This is a genomic window from uncultured Marinococcus sp. (assembly GCF_947493875.1).
In the GTDB taxonomy this organism is placed as follows: Bacteria; Bacillota; Bacilli; order Bacillales; family Marinococcaceae; genus Marinococcus.
The window spans coordinates 175461-193857 of record NZ_CANLSU010000001.1 but is presented as its reverse complement, the minus strand read 5'-3'; the positions used below and the strand labels follow the sequence as shown (position 1 = coordinate 193857).

Annotated in this window: 20 protein-coding genes; 7 read left to right on the top strand and 13 right to left on the bottom strand. The window is 45.8% G+C overall.

The features are described from left to right. Positions 1 to 3 precede the first annotated feature (3 nt). Entirely contained in the window at positions 4 to 741 is a 738-nt protein-coding gene (locus Q0757_RS00935) for a metallophosphoesterase (protein ID WP_298783783.1), read from the top strand. On the opposite strand, the gene Q0757_RS00930 is transcribed toward Q0757_RS00935, so the two are convergent. Genes Q0757_RS00930 through Q0757_RS00915 form a run of 4 tightly spaced genes read right to left on the bottom strand, consistent with a single transcriptional unit; the run spans position 717 to position 3485 of the window. Then, on the bottom strand, positions 717 to 1616 hold the full coding sequence (locus tag Q0757_RS00930; protein ID WP_298783781.1) for an RluA family pseudouridine synthase: 900 nt from the start codon (positions 1614 to 1616) through the stop codon (positions 717 to 719). The genes Q0757_RS00935 and Q0757_RS00930 overlap by 25 nt on opposite strands. A gap of 4 nt (positions 1617 to 1620) precedes the next feature. After that, complete coding sequence (locus tag Q0757_RS00925) at positions 1621 to 2415, bottom strand: NAD kinase (protein WP_298784479.1); 795 nt, start codon at positions 2413 to 2415, stop codon at positions 1621 to 1623. 23 nt (positions 2416 to 2438) lie between these two features. Further along, positions 2439 to 3074 carry a GTP pyrophosphokinase family protein gene (locus Q0757_RS00920; protein ID WP_298783779.1) on the bottom strand — a complete coding sequence of 212 codons (636 nt, stop codon included), beginning with the start codon at positions 3072 to 3074 and terminating at the stop codon, positions 2439 to 2441. 33 nt (positions 3075 to 3107) lie between these two features. Continuing rightward, a complete protein-coding gene (locus Q0757_RS00915) occupies positions 3108 to 3485 on the bottom strand; it encodes a hypothetical protein (protein ID WP_298783777.1) in 378 nt (125 codons plus the stop codon). Between the two features lie 150 nt (positions 3486 to 3635). Between Q0757_RS00915 and Q0757_RS00910 the strand changes: the two genes are divergently transcribed. The 4 genes from Q0757_RS00910 (at position 3636) to Q0757_RS00895 (ending at position 6530) form a co-directional block, all read left to right on the top strand. Further along, complete coding sequence (locus Q0757_RS00910) at positions 3636 to 4223, top strand: CYTH domain-containing protein (RefSeq protein WP_298783775.1); 588 nt, start codon at positions 3636 to 3638, stop codon at positions 4221 to 4223. 75 nt (positions 4224 to 4298) lie between these two features. Next, a complete protein-coding gene (locus Q0757_RS00905; RefSeq protein ID WP_298783774.1) occupies positions 4299 to 5018 on the top strand; it encodes a lytic transglycosylase domain-containing protein in 720 nt (239 codons plus the stop codon). Positions 5019 to 5201: 183 nt separating this feature from the next. After that, the gene (locus Q0757_RS00900) at positions 5202 to 5588 is read left to right on the top strand and encodes a globin (RefSeq protein WP_298783772.1); all 387 of its coding nucleotides are present in this window, start codon (positions 5202 to 5204) and stop codon (positions 5586 to 5588) included. Positions 5589 to 5660: 72 nt separating this feature from the next. Next, positions 5661 to 6530 (top strand): ClpXP adapter SpxH family protein, encoded by an 870-nt coding sequence (locus tag Q0757_RS00895; protein ID WP_298783770.1) that lies wholly within the window; start codon positions 5661 to 5663, stop codon positions 6528 to 6530. Positions 6531 to 6574: 44 nt separating this feature from the next. On the opposite strand, the gene pepF is transcribed toward Q0757_RS00895, so the two are convergent. From pepF to Q0757_RS00860, 7 genes are all read right to left on the bottom strand, one after another. After that, on the bottom strand, positions 6575 to 8389 hold the full coding sequence (pepF, locus tag Q0757_RS00890) for an oligoendopeptidase F (RefSeq protein WP_298783768.1): 1815 nt from the start codon (positions 8387 to 8389) through the stop codon (positions 6575 to 6577). A 29-nt stretch (positions 8390 to 8418) separates the two neighbouring features. Then, a complete protein-coding gene (locus Q0757_RS00885; RefSeq protein ID WP_298783766.1) occupies positions 8419 to 9609 on the bottom strand; it encodes a competence protein CoiA in 1191 nt (396 codons plus the stop codon). Between the two features lie 101 nt (positions 9610 to 9710). Next, entirely contained in the window at positions 9711 to 10373 is a 663-nt protein-coding gene (mecA, locus tag Q0757_RS00880; protein WP_022795163.1) for an adaptor protein MecA, read from the bottom strand. A 300-nt stretch (positions 10374 to 10673) separates the two neighbouring features. Then, complete coding sequence (spxA, locus tag Q0757_RS00875) at positions 10674 to 11069, bottom strand: transcriptional regulator SpxA (protein WP_022795164.1); 396 nt, start codon at positions 11067 to 11069, stop codon at positions 10674 to 10676. A 381-nt stretch (positions 11070 to 11450) separates the two neighbouring features. Further along, positions 11451 to 12902, bottom strand: a complete 1452-nt coding sequence (gene aldA, locus Q0757_RS00870) for an aldehyde dehydrogenase (RefSeq protein WP_298783757.1) — start codon at positions 12900 to 12902, stop codon at positions 11451 to 11453. Between the two features lie 267 nt (positions 12903 to 13169). Next, on the bottom strand, positions 13170 to 13742 hold the full coding sequence (locus tag Q0757_RS00865) for an N-acetyltransferase (RefSeq protein WP_091614512.1): 573 nt from the start codon (positions 13740 to 13742) through the stop codon (positions 13170 to 13172). 205 nt (positions 13743 to 13947) lie between these two features. Next, positions 13948 to 15156 (bottom strand): putative glycoside hydrolase, encoded by a 1209-nt coding sequence (locus Q0757_RS00860; RefSeq protein WP_298783751.1) that lies wholly within the window; start codon positions 15154 to 15156, stop codon positions 13948 to 13950. Positions 15157 to 15476: 320 nt separating this feature from the next. Here Q0757_RS00860 and Q0757_RS00855 point away from each other — a divergent pair, with 320 nt between their 5' ends. Then, positions 15477 to 16004, top strand: a complete 528-nt coding sequence (locus Q0757_RS00855) for an HD domain-containing protein (protein ID WP_022793245.1) — start codon at positions 15477 to 15479, stop codon at positions 16002 to 16004. A 54-nt stretch (positions 16005 to 16058) separates the two neighbouring features. Here Q0757_RS00855 and Q0757_RS00850 read toward each other — a convergent pair whose 3' ends face one another. Both Q0757_RS00850 and Q0757_RS00845 read right to left on the bottom strand, forming a co-directional pair. After that, entirely contained in the window at positions 16059 to 16934 is an 876-nt protein-coding gene (locus Q0757_RS00850; protein ID WP_298783746.1) for an NAD(P)-dependent oxidoreductase, read from the bottom strand. Between the two features lie 5 nt (positions 16935 to 16939). Continuing rightward, positions 16940 to 17221, bottom strand: a complete 282-nt coding sequence (locus tag Q0757_RS00845) for a YciI family protein (RefSeq protein WP_298783744.1) — start codon at positions 17219 to 17221, stop codon at positions 16940 to 16942. Between the two features lie 175 nt (positions 17222 to 17396). Here Q0757_RS00845 and Q0757_RS00840 point away from each other — a divergent pair, with 175 nt between their 5' ends. Further along, positions 17397 to 18392 (top strand): sodium:calcium antiporter, encoded by a 996-nt coding sequence (locus Q0757_RS00840; protein WP_298783742.1) that lies wholly within the window; start codon positions 17397 to 17399, stop codon positions 18390 to 18392. Positions 18393 to 18397: the final 5 nt, after the last annotated feature.

Here is an 18397-nt window from a genome sequence, read left to right as displayed (position 1 = left end):
TGAGTGAACAGACATTTTGACTTTATCAGCGACATTCACGGCTGCGCACACGAAATGAACGAAATACTTTCAGAACTCGGCTATGATCATAATCAAAATTACAGGCATCCCAGTGGCCGTCAGCTTATAATCGTTGGCGACATCACCGACCGCGGCCCGAATTCTATAGAGGTCATCCGTATAACGGACCAAATGGTTAAAGGCGGAAATGCCCTGTATTTGCCCGGAAACCATTGCGACAAACTATACCGCTGGTTTTTAGGGCGCCCGGTCCAGGTAGGCCACGGGCTTGAAAAGACTATCCAGGAGTGGGAAGCACTTCTACCGGACGAGCAGCAGGAGGTGAAGCAGAAATTTATGCACCTGTTTGAACAGGCACCGCTGTATCAGCTGTTCGACGATGGAAATGTTCTTGCGTCCCACGGCGGCATGCAGGAGGAGTTGATCGGCCGTACGGACCGCAGGGCCCGCAATGTCGTTTTGTACGGACCGACAAAGCTAAACGCCAATCGCGAACCTGAGCGTATAGACTGGGCCCCCTCGTACAGCGGAAGGCCTTTCGTCATTTACGGGCATACTCCTGTATGGGAAGCGAGACTTGTCGGCCGGACCGTAAATATCGATACGGGCTGTTCGTTTGGAAACAAGCTTACCGCCTATCGTTACCCGGAGCATGAATTCGTCGAGGTGCCTTCCACTCTGCCGCTGCAGCCGGATCACTTAAATACCTTCAGCCGCTGAGAAGCCAGAAAATCATTAATATCTTCAGGGAGCGGAGCCGTGACAGTGATCATTGTTTCCTGTACCGGATGAAAGAAATCCAGACGGCAGGCGTGCAGCGCCTGTCTTTTCAAATATTCATTTTCATTTCCATACAGCGTATCACCAGCAAGCGGAAAACCGGACGCAGAGGCATGCACGCGGATTTGATGCGTCCGTCCGGTTTTTAGCCCAAACTTTAAAACGGTATGCTCAGGCAGTGCTTCGATCACCTCTGCGGTGGTCACAGCTCTTTTGCCGTCCGGTGCTGCTATTTGTTCCACCAGACTCTCCGTGCTCGGACGGATCGGAACATCGATATACGTAAATTCCTGCGGCCACCTGCCTTCGACCATCCCGATGTACTCTTTTCTGGATCCGGCATCCATATGTTTTTCCATGCGGGAGTGAGCGTAGGCATGGCAGGCAAATGGCACGATACCGCTCGTTCCACGATCGAGCCTTGATACCGGGTGGATGGCAGAATGTATATTTTTGCTTCGCAGATAGCCGGCAAGTCTCCCTGCGAGTGATTCCTCCCCTACTGCTCTACCTGGAAGCGTCGGCAGTCCCGCAGGCTTGTTGACGACGATTACGTCCTCATCCTCATACAACACCTCCAGCTGCTCCCGGGACTCTTTAAAATGAGCCGGCACCGTTCCCGATGGAATGCTTATCTGCAGCTCGTCCCCAGCGTTTAACCGGTCGTTTCCACGGGCCTGTTCCCCGTTTATATACAGGGGGAGTGTATCAATTTTCTTCCACACACGTCGCGAAACATCCTTATACTGGCTCAAAAACCTTTTTATCTCCCGGCCCTCTGCATCGGCAGGCACCTTCCATGTAATCGTCCGCATCGCTTTACTCCCCGATAAACGATTCCTTCACGCGCTTCCAGAAAGGAAACGGGCGGAAGCGGGCGAATCTTACTTTTTCCTCTGCTACCCGGTACTGAATGGACTCAATGCCCTGATCGACAAGAGTGATGTGGTCAATAGTGATCTGCATATCCACATCGTTCACCGGGCGCAGAAGACAGGTATGGTGCTGCGGCAGAATTAACGGCGAGCCGATCGTACGGTAGACCCGGTTATTGATGCTTGCCATTTCGGCTATTTGAATACTTGATAAGGAAGGGTGCAGTATCGCTCCACCCAGGGATTTGTTATACGCCGTGCTGCCGGACGGCGTGGAAATACATAAGCCGTCTCCGCGAAACGTTTCAAAATGTTCGCCTTTAATGTCTACATTGCACACGAGAGATCCCTCGAGCGTTTTTACCATACACTCGTTTAAGGCTAAATACCGTTCGAATCTCGTATGTTCATTGTAACGGACAATTACCTCAAGAAGCGGGTACTCCACCACCTGAAACGGCGTTTTTGCAAGGTGAATCACCAGCTTCTCCACTTCTTCAGGCTGCCAGTCTGCATAAAAACCGAGGTGGCCGGTATGTATACCTACAAAGCAGACGTCTTCAAGTGATTCATAATAATGATGGAACGCCTGCAGCAGTGTGCCGTCGCCCCCTACAGTAATAACGATATCCGGATGAATTTCGTCGTGAATCAGACCGAATTCATTTAGGTATGAAAGCACTTTGTCCCTGATTTCATTGGAGGTGTCATCTCCCCGGGACGTAACATTATATCGCATATTTTCATCGGTGGACGGGATACTCATGTATTTGGACCCTCACTTTCCCTGTTTTGCATATAGATACGCTGTGCTTCCCGTACCTCGCCTTTAATTTTGGACATTTCTTCATCGAGTTGAAATGCAGCTTCGGCAGCCCGCTGCAGCCGGTGTTTAATATCCTCCGGAATTTCGCCGCTGTACTTGTAGTTTAAAGAATGTTCAATAGTAGCCCAGAAATTCATGGCCATGGTCCGTACCTGAATCTCTGTGAGGACGTCCTTTCGGCCGCCGATCGTGTGCACAGGATAAGAAACGACCATATGAAAAGAACGGTAGCCACTCTCTTTTTTCTCCTTAATGTAATCCCGTTCCTCCAAAACCTCAAAATCCTGTCTTGTCCGCATCAGCTCCACAATGGTATCAATGTCGCTCACAAATTGGCAGACAATGCGAATACCTGCGATGTCCTGCATTTTTGTGTCGATCTCATCGAGCGGAATATCTTTGCGCTGAGCTTTATCAAGAATGCTTGTCACCGGCTTGACCCTGCCTGTCACAAACTCGATCGGGGTGTGCTGTGAAGACATCTGGTACTGCTCTCTTAACCCTTTTAATTTCACCTTTATTTCCTCTACCGCCTGCATATAAGGCGAAAGGAATGTCTGCCAGTTACTCATGGTTTACCACCACTCATTTACATTATTATGAGGTTATACGTTAAACGCTTCTTCAAATGCAGATACCATTTCAGTACCGTAATTCCCGTTTCCGGGCACATTATCCATTAAATAATCAATTTCTTCATGAAAATTTTCTAAATGCAGGGCACTTCCGCTTTTTATATAAACATGTTTTTCGTTATCATAAGCCTTTTTCAAAAGCGGCCACACTCTTTTTGGAATACGCAGCTGCACAAATTCGTCTTCCATATCCAGGACATAAACAAGCGTTAAAGCATCGGAATCTGCAAGCATTTGTCCACCGTCCCGTAATTTTTGCCATTCTTTTTCCGGCCATTCTTCCACCGGATACATTATTAATGATTCATTTTCTTCTTCGTAATGATTTACAGTTAGTATATGCTGCATGTCATAATTCCTCCAACACAGGGAAAGTATACGTTTCTTGTCTGTACCTAATTTTATCATAACTTATGTACACAGACAGAGCGCAAACCATATGATAAGATAATGCATAGCGTTTTTCCAGTAATTCGGTATCAGAAAGGAAGATTCACCATGGCGAAAGAACAGGAAATTGAAGCGAAGAACCTTCTAACGGAGAAGGAGTTTTCCTCTCTTGCAGCAAGCTTCGCTCTTGAGGAAAACGATTTTTCTTCGCAGAAAAATACATACTTTGATACCAGCAGCTTCGACCTGCGTGCCCGAAAATCTGCTTTGCGTATACGCGAGCGTGCTGGTTCTTTCACTTTAACGTTAAAGGAGCCCGCCCAGGAGGGGCTCACCGAATGGAATCAGAACATTACTGTCCAGGAGGCACAGGAAGCAATCACAGGCGGGAAACTGCCTGCCGGTGACGTTGCCGGACGCCTTCAGACGCTGATTGGCTCCGGGCTTGTTGAAAATATAGGCACCCTCACGACCTACCGGGCCACCCAGCCTTTCCGGACGGGAGAAATCTTTTTTGACCGAAGTCATTACCTGGGGGCCACCGATTATGAGCTTGAAATAGAAGGACCAAGCGAAAAAGACGTCTCTGCCTGGATGAATGAACTGGCAGAGCAGCATCAATTTCCCTTGCGCAGCACACCAAACAAAATTGAACGTCTCTTTCAGCGCAGCCGGGAGCAGAATGAAAAACAGTAACATACGCACATTGTTCTTCATTTGAAATACTGGTATATTTTTCTTATCTGAATCTTATTAGTGGGGTGAATGTTTTTGACGATTTCTTCCTCTCTTTTCCCGTCTTCAACCAATGCAGCTGCAGGAAACAGCCAGCCGTCCGCCCCTTCGCAAACAGCTTCTGCTGCTGGGCGTTTCGGTTCTTTTTTATACGATTCCCTGAAATCAACTCAGGCCATCATGTCTGAACAGAGCAGCAGCGGCTTCAGCCCCGTCTCCTCCTCATTGTTCTTAAACCCTGTGAGTGCCAGCAGCTATTTCAACCATTTAGGAGACGAAGCATCCAGTGCTTCCACGGAGCCTGCCGCCAAAGAAGTAAAAAAAGAAACGGCTCCCGCCTCCGAAAATATTTCTTCGTCTAAACAGACTTCAGGCTCAGGCATTGTGCAGACAATTGAGCGTTTATCTGAAAAATACGGCGTAGACAGTAAGCTTGTTCGTGCTCTGGTAAAGCAGGAATCCGGCTTCAATCCGGACGCTAAAAGTCATGCCGGTGCTATGGGACTGATGCAGCTGATGCCGGGTACTGCTTCTATGCTGAAGGTAAAGGACCCAATGGACCCGGAACAAAACCTCGATGGCGGGATTCGCTATTTAAGAGATATGCTAAGTAAATACAATGGCAACAAAACACTTGCTCTTGCCGCCTACAACGCCGGCCCGGGCAACGTGGATAAATATGACGGCATCCCACCATTTAAAGAAACCCAGAAATACGTGCCTAATGTACTTGCTAACTATCAGGATCTTGTATAATCCGTTTTAAAAACAACTCCATCCCGGGGTTGTTTTTTTGCCCCGGGTTCCTTTTCGTTCAAAATATTTGCGGTTGCCGGGTCTCATTGCTAGAATAAAAATTGAAAATACAATAATTACGTTTTGTCCCAGTGCTTTGTCTTTTCAGGTATGAACGTCAAAACGTTGTTCCGGAGGTTCACTATGGCTGCTTTCAAATCGAGCTTTAACCAGATTGGCGAAGAAAAACTTTCCGAGCTGATTGATACGTTTTACGGAAAGGTTGGCGCCCATCCGGATCTGGCTCCTATTTTTCCGGACGACCTTACGGAAACTGCCCGTAAACAAAAGCAATTTATGACTCAATTTTTAGGCGGTCCGCCTTTATATACAGAAGAACATGGTCATCCCCGCCTGCGGGCCCGCCACCTCCCGTTCCCAATTACGGAAACACGGGCGAAGGCCTGGCTGTTATGCATGGATGAAGCGATGGAAGAAATAAATATGGAAGACGACGTCAGACAGGAAATGTTTCAGCGGCTTGTGGTGACAGCACAGCACATGATAAATACTACTGAAGAAAATTCATAATGAAAGGAGCGTGAACTGGTCATGGGCAACGAGCATTTTTCTTTTTGTGATGACAGTTCCGGTTCCTGCAGTATGCCGCAGTCTACCGACACACATTTATCGAAAAAGCCGCTTGAATTATATATTTTTATGGATCCATTATGCCCGGAGTGCTGGGCGTTTGAGCCTGTATTAAAAAAGCTGCTCATCGAATACGGCCACTATTTCACGCCAAAGCTTCTGCTCACTTCAAACATTGAATGCTGGAGTGAAGAAAAACAGAAGCCGGTGAAAGAAGATATGAAAAAAGAAATGGCTTTGTTTTATGAGGAAGTGGCTACCCGTACCGGCATGCCGGCAGACGGAAGCGTGTGGCTGAAGCACTCGGCTCCTTCTGCTTACATTCCTGCGCTCGCCATGAAGGCTGCAGAAATGCAGGGAAAGCAGCTGGCTTCAGTGTTTTTCCGGAATATTAGAGAGAATTTGTTTCTGCATGGCCAGGACATCTCCACAGAAGAAACGCTTATCCAGATTGCGGAAGCTACCGGGCTGGACATTGAAGAATTTCAGCGCGATATACATTCTGCCTGTACCCGGAAAGCTCTGAATTGCGATATCAGAACCTCCCGCGAGATGGAGGTCGATCAAGCTCCAACATTCGTGTTTTTTAACGATCACGTTGAAGATGGAGGACTGAAGGTTTCCGGGCTGTATCCCTATCAGGTCTACGAAGAAATTCTCTCTGACATGCTCGGGCACGCTCCGGAGCCTTCTCATTCACTAACGCTTGAAAGGTTTCTCTCCCGCTATCCGCGAATTACGACCAAAGAGGTCTCTGTCGTATTCGACTGGAGTGAAAAGGAAGCTGAAAAGCAGCTGAAACAGCTTGTGCTGTTAAGAAAAATGAAGCATGTGCCGTTAAAAAATGGAGCCTACTGGGAGTATGTGCCTTCCGTTACCTGAAAAAAAAATCCGCGGAGATGTAAACGCATCTCCGCGGATTTTTTTTATTGAAGCAGCAGTTCTTCCAGTTCATTTAGGGTATCTTCGAAGGACTTCATGGCCAGTTCAATCGGAGTCGAAGTAGTCATGTCGACTCCTGCTTTTTTGAGAACTTCGATCGGATAATCCGAGCTTCCCGATTTTAGGAACTGCAGGTAGCGTTCCACCGCAGGCTCCCCTTCTTCAACAATCTGCTGGGACAAAGCAGCCGCAGCGCTGTAGCCGGTGGCATACTGATAAACATAAAAGTTCATATAAAAATGAGGAATCCTTGCCCACTCAAGCGCAATATCATCATCGAGCGTCATATGCGGCCCGAAATACTGTTCATTTAACTCATAATAAAGCGCGTTCAGCAGATCGGGCGTCAGTGCTTCCCCTGCTTCTGCCTTTTCATGGATTAACTGCTCAAACTCAGCAAACATTGTCTGACGGAACACCGTTCCCCGGAAGCCTTCGAGGTACTGGTTCAATAAATACGCTTTTTCTGTTTTATTTGTCGTTTTTGCCAGTAAGTGCCTGGTAAGCAGCGCTTCATTGACAGTAGAAGCTACCTCAGCCACGAAAATGGTGTAATCAGCATAAGGATAAGGCTGATTTTGATGAGTCAGATAGCTGTGCATCGAATGTCCGAGTTCATGGGCCAGCGTGTATACATTGTTAATACTGTCCTGCCAGTTCATTAAAATATACGGCATTGTCCCATAAGCTCCGGAGGAATAGGCTCCGCTCCGTTTTCCAACGTTTTCATAAACGTCTACCCAGCCTTTTTCAAATCCGCCGGCAATTGTTTCTGTGTATTCCTTTCCCAGCGGCTGCAGCGCTTCAAGAACGGTTTCTTTTGCTTCCTCGTACGTCATTTTCATGTCAATGTCCTTGACCAGCGGCGTATACAAATCATAGTTATGAATCTCATCGAGTTCAAGCACCTGCTTACGCAGCTTCACATAACGGTGAAGCAGTGGGAGATAATCATGAACGGTCGAAATAAGCTGGTCATACACCTTCTCCGGAATATGATTATTGCTCAGCGCAGCTTCTCTAGCTGAACGATATTTACGGACACTTGCATTAAAAGTATTCTTTTTCACCTGTCCGCCCAGCGTGCTTGAAATTGTATTTTTAAACCTGCTGTAGGTGCTGTAGACAGCTTTAAAAGCCTCTTCGCGCACACGGCGGTCGTCGCTTTCCAGAAAGTTCAGCAGACGTCCGTGTGTCACCTGGGCATCGTTTCCGTTCTCATCCTTTATGGACGGAAATTCCATATCTGCATTATTTAGCATGCCAAAGGTGTTTCCCGGCACAGCCATCACTTCAGAAGCCTGGGCAAGAAGTGCTTCTTCTGATTCTGTCAGCACATGCGGGCGTTCTTTATTGATAGCATCAAGTGCGTGTTCATACAACCGGAGTTCCGGCTCTTCCTCATAAAATGCTTGAATTGTTTTTTCAGGGATAGTCAAAATTTCCGGCACGAGGAAAGCGGTAGCCTGACCAAGCTGGCTCGCCAGTCTTCTTGCACGGTCCTCCATTCCCTGATACAGCGATTCATTTGTATTTTGATCATAACGCATATGCGCATAAACAAATAAGCGACTGAAACGCTCTGTAATTTTATCCTGCTGCTGCAGGGCTTCATACAGCATATGACCCGATTCTCCGAGGCGTCCTTTATACGACTCGATTGCCGGAATCAGGCTTTGAATGTGCTTGAATTCGTCTTCCCATTCTTCATTGCTTGAAAAAATATCCTCTAAATTCCATTTATACTGTTCACTGATTTCTTCGCGTTTTGGCAGTTGTTCTACAGCAGATGAACTCAATGGAACGCACCTCCCTTTATCTTTCTCTTCTATTGTATCGAACTATTTCCAGTTGTTCCAATGAATCGTTTTTCTGCCTCAAGCTTTTTAGTATATGCCGTGAATTTTCTGGCTAAACTGCGATCCTGCGACCATCCCTTTTCCGCCGATGCTTCAAACGACAGATCTTTTTTCAAGTGCCAGCGCCCGTGATGAACACAGACCGTCTTGCGGGCCTTCAGCCATTGCAAAAAATGCCAGACCGCATGACGCAGATAAACTTCCGTACGTAAACCAGGGCGTATCAATGAAGAAAGCAATGGATCCTTTTGCACTAGAATTAAAATATTGTTCAATGTATCATTTTTTTGGTGAATAACCCGGTAAAACAACAGGGTCTGCCATACGAGCGGCGGGCCCCGGAAAACATAACAATACGGTGTCGGCCAGCCGAGGTCCGCAGGATGAAGACTAATATGAGAGAGGTGCCGGGTATATATATCCAGGCTGCCCCAATATTGTGCGCACCCTTTAAATTGATAAGACGAAAAGCGCCACTTGCTTTTATGTGCAAGTATTTCTTCAATACAGTTAAATGAAAGCTTCAAAGGAGTGAAAAAACACTCCAGCTTTATATCAGCCAGAGGGATTCTTAAGGCACACGCTGCTATGCGCCTGGGCGAAGCTTCAAAAAGCGGCTGCACGATCGAAAGCTCCCGGGAAGAGGGATTCAGCACAGGCACCGCATTAAAATATCCGGAAAGTATAGAAGACCATACTGCTTCGTTCCAAAACCAGCTCCCAGCATTTTTTCGCTGCACCAGTTTTGAAGAAAAAAACCACAGTGAAAGGATTCCTTTTTCTGCATATGTACGGCTTCTCGTCAAAAGCTGTGGTGAATCAATCGTACTCCTTTGTATCTCCAGCGCCACTTCGCGCTCTGTCCACTGGACGAATACGTCCGCCCTTCTTCCCTCCTCCGGCAGCTGCTTCTCAATAACTGGAGAAAGATTTTGATCTTTAAGCCAGCTGGCAAGCAGGGTCTTCCCCTGGGTGTGCTCCCTGGATTCTCCAAAAAGCAGGCGGCAGTCTGCACGCCGGGAATGAACAAAATGAGGACGGGCATTTGATTTGTTACGCAGATGTACTTCGTGCCCGCACTCCGGGCAGTAGTAAGGGGGAGAATTGGCGGAATCCAGGCTTGAAACTGCCCGGCCGTCCGCATTGAGAGCATTAAACATGAGATCAGCCTTCTTTCCGGGGGATAAAATGCGGGGAGGGGGTATGTAAAATAAAAATAAAAGACCAGCGTCACACGCCAGCCTTTTAGAGATACACACAATTATGAAAAGTTTTCATTGAAGGTTTGGAGACCATATTCAGATGCAATCGTCGTACCATACTCACGTATACGGAAAATGGACAGATCAGATTCATTACCATACTCCAGCACGTGACTCACCATGTTGTCCTGTTCATCCTCTGTATAACGCTGATCGAATACTAAATAGAGATAATACCGATTTTCAAAGAAATATACTTCGTTGTGAACATCCGATACATGGAAGGCCTTACTCAAGCTGATCAAATCCTCCATGTCCTGGAAGGAAATAACGATTTCCAGATCCTCAGACTCAAGAGATCCGTTTCTGTCTGATTTAGACGAACGGTATTGTTCATCAAGCATGTCCACGATATTATCGTCCACCGGAGCTTCCTCTTTGTTTTCTGATACCGGAATTTCAAGCTTCACATTTCCATCGGTGACCTGACCTCTAGTGACGACAATTTCCATACCCTGATCAAGTGCCTGTACCTGAATCCATAACGGTCCTTCTATTTCAAAGTTTTCTAAGTCGTGAGCTTCATTAATCATATCAAAGAATAACTCTTCTCCACGTTCACGGTTATACCAAATCTCATCCCGATCGAAACCGCGGTCTTCAATATCCGTGTACGTAATGTAAAACTTCACTGTCGACTCGTTGATTCTTTCGATTTCCACTATTCTTCTCCCTCCTCAAGCTAGGGTCGTCTTCTACTTACTATGAAATACTATACCCTAACAATAACATATAGTAATCCTTTTAATCATAGCGCCGTACTGGACCCTTTGTGAGTTGTGCTCATCCCAGGATGCAACGTTCGTTGAGGGAGCGGAGCATCAATAATTTAACACTGGTTTGGTTTTATATTTTCAGATAAAATCACACTCATGTCAAGGAAAGAAACTCATTTTAGCAAAACAAAGCGTAATTATAAAAAGAAGAAAAATTCCGACCGGCGCCGAAATTTTTCTTTCTTTTTAGTTTACCATTTTTTGCGCTTCCATCAAGTTAAAAGTACGGACTTTTCTTGGAAGGAAGCGACGGATTTCAGCTTCATTGTATCCAACCTGTAAACGTTTATCATCATAAATGATCGGCCGTCTCAACAGACCGGGATGTTCACTGATTAACTGGAAAAGGCGCTGCAATGGAAGGTTTTCCATTTCCACGTCTAATTCCTGAAATACTTTTGAGCGGCGGGAGACGATTTCATCGGTGCCGTCCTCCGTCAGGCGGACAATTTCTTTCACTTCATCCACAGTTAAAGGTTCCGCAAAAATATTTCTTTCATTATAAGCGATCTCATGTTCGTCCAACCATGCTTTCGCTTTCCGACAGGATGTACAACTTGGAGATGTAAGCAATGTCACCATGTTAACAAATCTCTCCTTCCCCAACTATGGGAGTAAAATGGGCGAAAACAACGTATAATATTCTCTGCTTTTTAGTCACAGGATTATTATACAATAATTATTCTAATTTGAAAAGAGGTTTTAACTGGTTTGTGAATGATTATACTTTTGGACTTTAATTCAACAATACTTTATTTATACCTCTTCAACATGGTTTTAAAACTTTCTAAGCGCACAATTTGTTAACGTTTTGTGACAATCCATTTAAACTGTTCACTTTTTACTTTAAATGAACGATTCTCAATTACCTGGTTTGTTTTTCAACAACTCATTTAATTGTTTCCGCCCTTACCATATATACGTTAGAAATTGGCTGAAGGTTCATCCTCCAGCCAAATTTCTTTAATTTTTTTCATTATTGTACTGCATATAAACAACGTGAGTAGCTAAGAAGTCTTCCACTCCATGCTTGCCATCGGCGCCGCCAAGTCCGGATTTCCGGAAGCCGGCGTGATAGCCCTGGACAGCTTCGAAATTTTCCCGGTTGACGTACGTTTCGCCAAAGCGCAGTTCGTTGACAACTCTCATAATTTCATTCATATCCTCACTATAAACGGAGGAAGAAAGACCGAATACAGTATCGTTGCCTTTTTCAATTGCTTCATCAAGCGTTTGGAACGTATCGATAGGGATAACCGGACCAAAAATTTCATCCTGCATGATTTCCATGTCATGCCGGGCGTTGCTGATCACCGTCGGCTTATAAAAATAACCTTTATTTTGATCGCCTGGTTCACCGCCGGCAACTACTTTTGCTCCGTCTTTTTTAGCACTTTCCACCATCGCGTGCACTTCATCGAGGCGGTCTTTGCTCACGAGCGGGCCGACGTCAGCATTTTTGGATGCGCGCGGGTCTCCCATTGTTTTTTGTTCGAACGCTTCCTGCAGACGTTTGGTAAATTCTTCAGCTATGCTTTCATGCACATATACCCGTTCTGCGTTTGTACAGGCCTGGCCGTTATTAGCAAGCCGGGAGGTCGTAATGTGCTTCACTGCAGTATCAATATCTGCGTTCGCCGTTACAATGGCCGGTGCCTTCCCGCCGAGTTCGAGATTAACTTTTGTAATGTTCTGCGCCGCAGCCTCCATTACTTTCGTTCCTGCAGGCACGCTTCCGGTCATTGTTATCATGTCTACATTTTCATGGGAAGCCAGAGCATTTCCTATTTCTGAGCCTGTGCCTGTGATCAGGTTGTAAACCCCTTTTGGCACTTCGTCCATTTCTTCGATAAGCTTTGTAAATTCGACAGCTGTATTTGGCGTCTGCTGGCTTGGCTTCAGCACAATCGTGCAGCCGGTGACAAGCGCTGTTGCCACTTTTCTGGCCAGAATAAACACTGGAAAGTTCCACGGCACAATACCGCCGACAACGCCAATAGGTTTTTTATAAATAAAGATATTCTCATTTTCACGGTCGCTTGGCAGGATCTCTCCTTCTATTCTTCTTGCCCACTCGGACATATAGCGGAAATAATCAATGGCAAGATCCACTTCACCGCTTGCCAGACCATAATCTTTGCCCTGCTCTTCCTGAAGAAGGTCAATAAACCGGTCTTTATTCTCTTCTATTTTATCTCCAAGGGCACGGACAATTTTTCCGCGTTCGATATTTGGTGTCAGCTCCCACCCTTTTTGGGCAGCAGAGGCGGCTGCAACAGCTTTGTCCACATCCTCTTTTGTCGCTTTTACCGTTCGGGAAATCGTTTCTTCCGTAGCCGGATTTTCAATTTCAATATATTCATCACTAGAAGCGTTTACGTATTCTCCGTTAATGTACAGTTGATGTGTCTGCATCAGAAACCCTCCAATTTTTATTACAAATTAAGGTTTTCCACCGCAGCCCGACTCTTAAACCTTTCGTCAAAAAAAGCGCAGCTTCTATGAGCTGCGCCTGCACTGTATTAAGCGGTGTGTCTTGAAGGAGTCGGAACGCCCTTTTCGGGCGATTTTTCTTTATTCAGGCCCTTGAGGTTCTTTTTAAGCATATCTCTGAGCACTTCTCTTTTCATTTTCCTGCGTTTTTTTGCAACCGCATTTTTCATAACCTCTTCGCCCTCCTTTCTAAGCGTTCTTCAATTCGTCTTTGTCATCATACGTAAGAACTTCCGTCACGTCCTGATACGCTTTTCCGTAGATTTCTTCATCCTTATACGTATGAATGTTTTTGTACGTATGCTTCATTTTTTCATAAATAACTTCTTCCGAGGCATCGTCCGGCGACCAGTATAAAATTTCGAGCGTATTCACTTCATTGGTTGCCAGGGAAATTCTGCTGTAGCCAATGGATTTCGCCTGACGAAAGCCGGCTCTTTCATAAAAACGGAATCGTTTTGTCGTATCACTCTCTTCGTAATCAAGAGGCTCCACTTCCAGAATAATCGGTTTATTCTTACTTTTCAGACTGTCAAGTAATTTCTGCCCGAGCCCTTCCCCTCTTGCTTCTTTCGATACCAGCAAATAATCGATAAAAACAAATTCCTCTGTCTCTACATACATCATAACATGAAGAGGCCCTTCATCCTTATGGTAAATATCACCTTTTTCATCCAGCAGAACTTCCATATGCTTTTTTGATTTCATCTCTTCAACTGGAAAGTATTGGTTCAATTTTTCGTACCAGTTTAGTTTAGACATAATGACCCCCAAATTTGTGTTATCTTCATTATAACGCGAATACCTTTATATAGTAAGTGTCTTCAGTACTTATTTAAGACTCTTGAGAGCGCTTTTCCCGGCATATTAACCTCACAGTGGGACGTTGTTGCATTTGCTCTTTCTCGCTCGTGCGCACAGCAAAAAGGAGCGGTCTTTAACTTCCGCCCCCCCTGGATTATGCTTTTTACGGCGTATAATCCGTACCTTTGGAATAAGAGTTCTGGGCATCCCACAGCAGGTACTCTTCAATACCGTTATCCTGCAGCGCCTGGATTTGTGCCTCCACTTCGGCGCTTCCGTACTGAAGATAATTACCGCTTCCCAAATAGCTTGCAGTAAAGTCCTGAATCCACGGCCGGGTTGTCGGCTGCTCCTCAAGACCAGATAAAATCTTGTTTTCTGCCTCCGCATAGGCATCGATAACCTCGTACGGCTTTGTATCCGGCTTGTCGATATTAAAATAGCCGCTTCCCCAGTGGCTTGGGTAAATCATGGAGCTGATAACATCTACATTCTCAGAGATTAACCGAAAATCCTGGCCGATGCCCGGCGCCCGTTCCTGGGTGGCAGAATAGCCGAAGATATCTGCTGAAACATTTACATTATATTTAGTCTGAAGCGTCTCTTCAGAATAGGCGACGAAATCCGTAACAGCATCCACTCGTTCCTGTACATTGTCGTCTCCGCTATCATAATCTCCCGTGGAATATTTGAGCTGGTCATCCCTTGTTTCAAATCCTTCCGGGAAACGTATATAATCAAACTGAATATCCTGGAAACCAAGCCTGGCTGCCTCTTCCGCTATCTGAAGATTATAATCCCAGACCTCTTTCATAAAAGGGTTTGTAAACATATGGCCGCTTCCATTCGACCATGTGTCCCCCCCGCTTGTCTGATAGGAGTATTCCGGATGCTTGTTGGCAAGTACATTATCCTTAAAAGTTGTGATTCTTGCGATCGGGTATATGTCATGCTCTTCCAGTTTTTTCATCAGCGCTTCGGGGTCTTTGATCATATTTTTTCCTATATCAGGGAGGTCTGATCCTTCCGGGACGCTGAACGTTAAGTTTCCGTGATCATCTTTAATATCTATTACCATGGAATTTAAATCTGTCGAGTCAACCAGATCAATTAACTTATCCATCCGATCGCCTCCCGCCGAATGGCCAGTAACATATATTCCTTTGACCCCTTCTTCCGGATAGCTGAAATTAAGTCCCGAATCATATGTAAAGCGCGGCATGCTGCCTGCAAGTGTTAATGTATGTCCACCGGTTGTCATTGAAGCCAGATCGTTTCCGTTTCCTTCGTCCGCCTTTGCCTCTGCTGCAGTCAATCCCGAGGTAACAGTTAATGCAGCAGCTAAGGCCCAAATACCTAAATTTTTTTTCATGTTGTCCCTGCCTTTATTATTTTTTGTAAAAAAAGCAATCCAATAGTCACTATTTAATGGAATTTTTTTCTTAGTTTAATTATACGTTTAAATATATATATTACCAACCATCTTTTTTATTTTCCGCTAATTTTTGTTACTTAATATTCATATTTAAATAATTATTGAATGTTAGTTAATCTTTCATTTCTCTTGCATTCTGGGCATTTAGTTATTATAATGTTAAAAATATCTTTAAAACTTGCGATACTTCCACAGGGTCCTCAGCCTTCATCGGCCGGGGTCCCTTTTGCAAAATAATCTATAAAGGAGGAGCACCAATGAGCAGAGTGACGATGATTGATATTTACAAGCACCCTATTACTCAAAAATATGTCCGCCGTTCCGGACTCGCCCATGCCATCCGCGTGGCTGATATAGCATTAGAGCTTGCCAGAGAACGAAACGTGGATGTGGATTTAGCAGTGAAAGCCGGTTTTCTGCACGATATGGGCCATTATCTTTTTTACAAAAATGGAAAATGGGATTTCGAAGAATACCGTACAAACGACATTCACGCCATCAAAGGAGCAGAGCGTGCGCACAAGCTCTTAATCCGGCTCGGCGAAGATCCGTCACGGGCAAAGGAGGTCAGTATGGCTGTTTTACTTCATACCGATTCCTATCTCCCGGCTGCCAATATTCAGCGGACCCCGCTGCAGCAGGTGGTGGCTGATGCAGATGAACTCGATGAAGAGCCGTCCGGACGCCATCACTACCGGACTATCACTGAAGAAGAGGCCTTCACCCGCCTGTCTTCTCTTGACGATCGTCTTGAGCAGGCCGTTGCTGAAGCTATGCATTCGTAAAACGTAAAGAACCCGCCTTCACGCAGGAAGGCAGGTTCCGTGTCTACATATTTTTTATTTTTCGTTGTTTTTCACGTAGTAAAACAAGCTGCTCATGTCTTTTTTTCCAAACCCTTCATGCTCCGCCCCCTCGAATAAAGAAAGGACTTCTCTTCCTGCCCTGGGATGTACTCCAACACGATCACTCATTTCATTGGCCAGCCCAAGATCCTTTAAAAGCAGTTCCAGAGCAAATCCGGGTTCCTCTTTGTTTTCATGAATGAATTCCGTATAGTGCCGGTCATAGATTTTGCTTTGTCCCATGCTGTTTGTGATAACGGAATGAAGCATTTCCAGATCGACTCCGGCTTTTTCCGCCATCGTTAACCCTTCGCTTACCGCTGCAGTATGCATACCTACCATGTACTGATTAATCAGCTTTACTTTTGTGCCTTTGCCGATGCTCCCGGCATACGTAATATTTTTTCCCACTGCTTCAAAAATCGCTCCAGCTTTTTCAAAAGCCTGTTCGCTTCCGCCAACCATTACAGCAAGTGTTCCGGCTTCAGCCCCTGTCGTACCGCCGCTTACCGGGGCATCCAGATAGTCTACACCCTTTTGCGCCGCCTCTGCTTCAATCTTTTCATGCAGTTCTGCAGAGACGGTACTGAAATCAATCACGAGAAGTCCGTGCGAGGCGTTTGTAATAACGCCGTTTTCACCGAGCATCATTTCTTCTACATGCTCCGGTTTTGGAAGACAGGTCATGACGATATCCATCTGTTCAGCCGCCTCTGCCGGGGTAATGCCGGTAGTACCCCCGGCTTCCTGAAAGCGGTCTTCTTTTTCGTTTCCTTTATTGATCCCGTAGACATCGAATCCTTTATTCAAAATATTCAGGGCCATCGGCATGCCCATGTTTCCAAGTCCGATGAAAGCAGCTTTTTTCATAAGTACTATTCCCCTTTCGTCCATACATGTGATTTCATATCCCACTCATGCATATGGTAGTCCCGGGCGCCAAGCTGTATGTAAGGATCCTGTTCCACTATTTTCCGGACAGCCTCCTCTTCTTCTCCGCGATACATGATTAAACCGCCGGCGCCGTCGACGAAACGTCCATACGCAAGCACATTTCCATTCAGCTCTTCATCTTCGAGAAACTTCAAATGCTGCGGGCGGTACTTTTGTGATTTTTCTTCATCCTTCATGGTGAGTAAGACGGCAAATATCTTCATTGTAGTCCTCCTTTGAATTCTTTCTACTTTATTATAGTCGTTGTCATCCAATATTTACATAGATGAAGGGGTTTTCACGCTTCTTCCTTTTGACCTTGGGGGGAAGTTACGATACACTAACCCTGTTCTAAAGCGTTTTACATTGAAGTTAATGTTTGTGAGAGGAGATATATCGTTGGTCTTTTTATTCTTTTTTGTGGCAGCTGTCGTTACAGTCATCGCAGCTACCAAGCTGTCTTCGTACTCCGACATCATCAGTGAAAAATCTTCTCTTGGCGGTATGATGGTCGGTACCCTTTTGCTGGCCGGGGCCACTTCGCTGCCCGAGGTTACCACCAGCTTAACGGCCGTATTTTTGGATAACCCGGACATTGCGGTTGGAAACGTGCTCGGGAGTAACCTGTTTAATATTCTTATCATTGCTGTATTCGATATTTTTTATCGGCGTAAGCAGCTGTTTAACCGCGTCTCGCCCGGCCATACATACACTGCCGGTCTGGGGGCCGTGCTTGCTTTTGTCACAGGAGCGGCTTTTCTACTGCAGCTTTCCTGGAGCGTTTTTGGCGTCGGCGTTGATGCGCTCACTCTTCTGGTCCTCTATGCAGCAGGGATTGTCTGGGCCAACCGTCAGAATGAAGGCGTCATTCCTGATGAGGAAGAAGAGGACGTGAAAAAGCCCGATATCTCCCTGCGCCAGGCTGGAACGGGGTTTATTATCGCTGCTTTATTTACGCTCGCTGCCGGTACGGTTCTCACTACCACCGGTGACCGTATCGCTGTCATCACCGGACTCGGGTCGAGTTTTATCGGAAGTTTTTTAATCGCTGCTTCGACCTCGCTTCCCGAAGCCGTTTCCGTTTATGTAGCGATGAAGCTGAAAAACTACAACCTGGCTCTCGGATCCATTTTGGGCAGCAACCTCTTCAATTTGACCCTGCTTGCCCTGAGCGATATTTTCTACAGAGGCGAACCGATCATTTCCGCTGCAAGCCGGACAAATCTGGTGACTTCTCTTGGCATCACGCTCCTAGCTGCCATAATATTTTATGCTGTCCTCCGGGGCAGTAAACGAAAAACACCGATCTTTTATCTTTGGCCCTCCATCACACTTGTCATCGTTTATTTTATTGCTTCGTATTTAACCTTTATTGGTCTCGGATCAGAGTGGTGATGAAG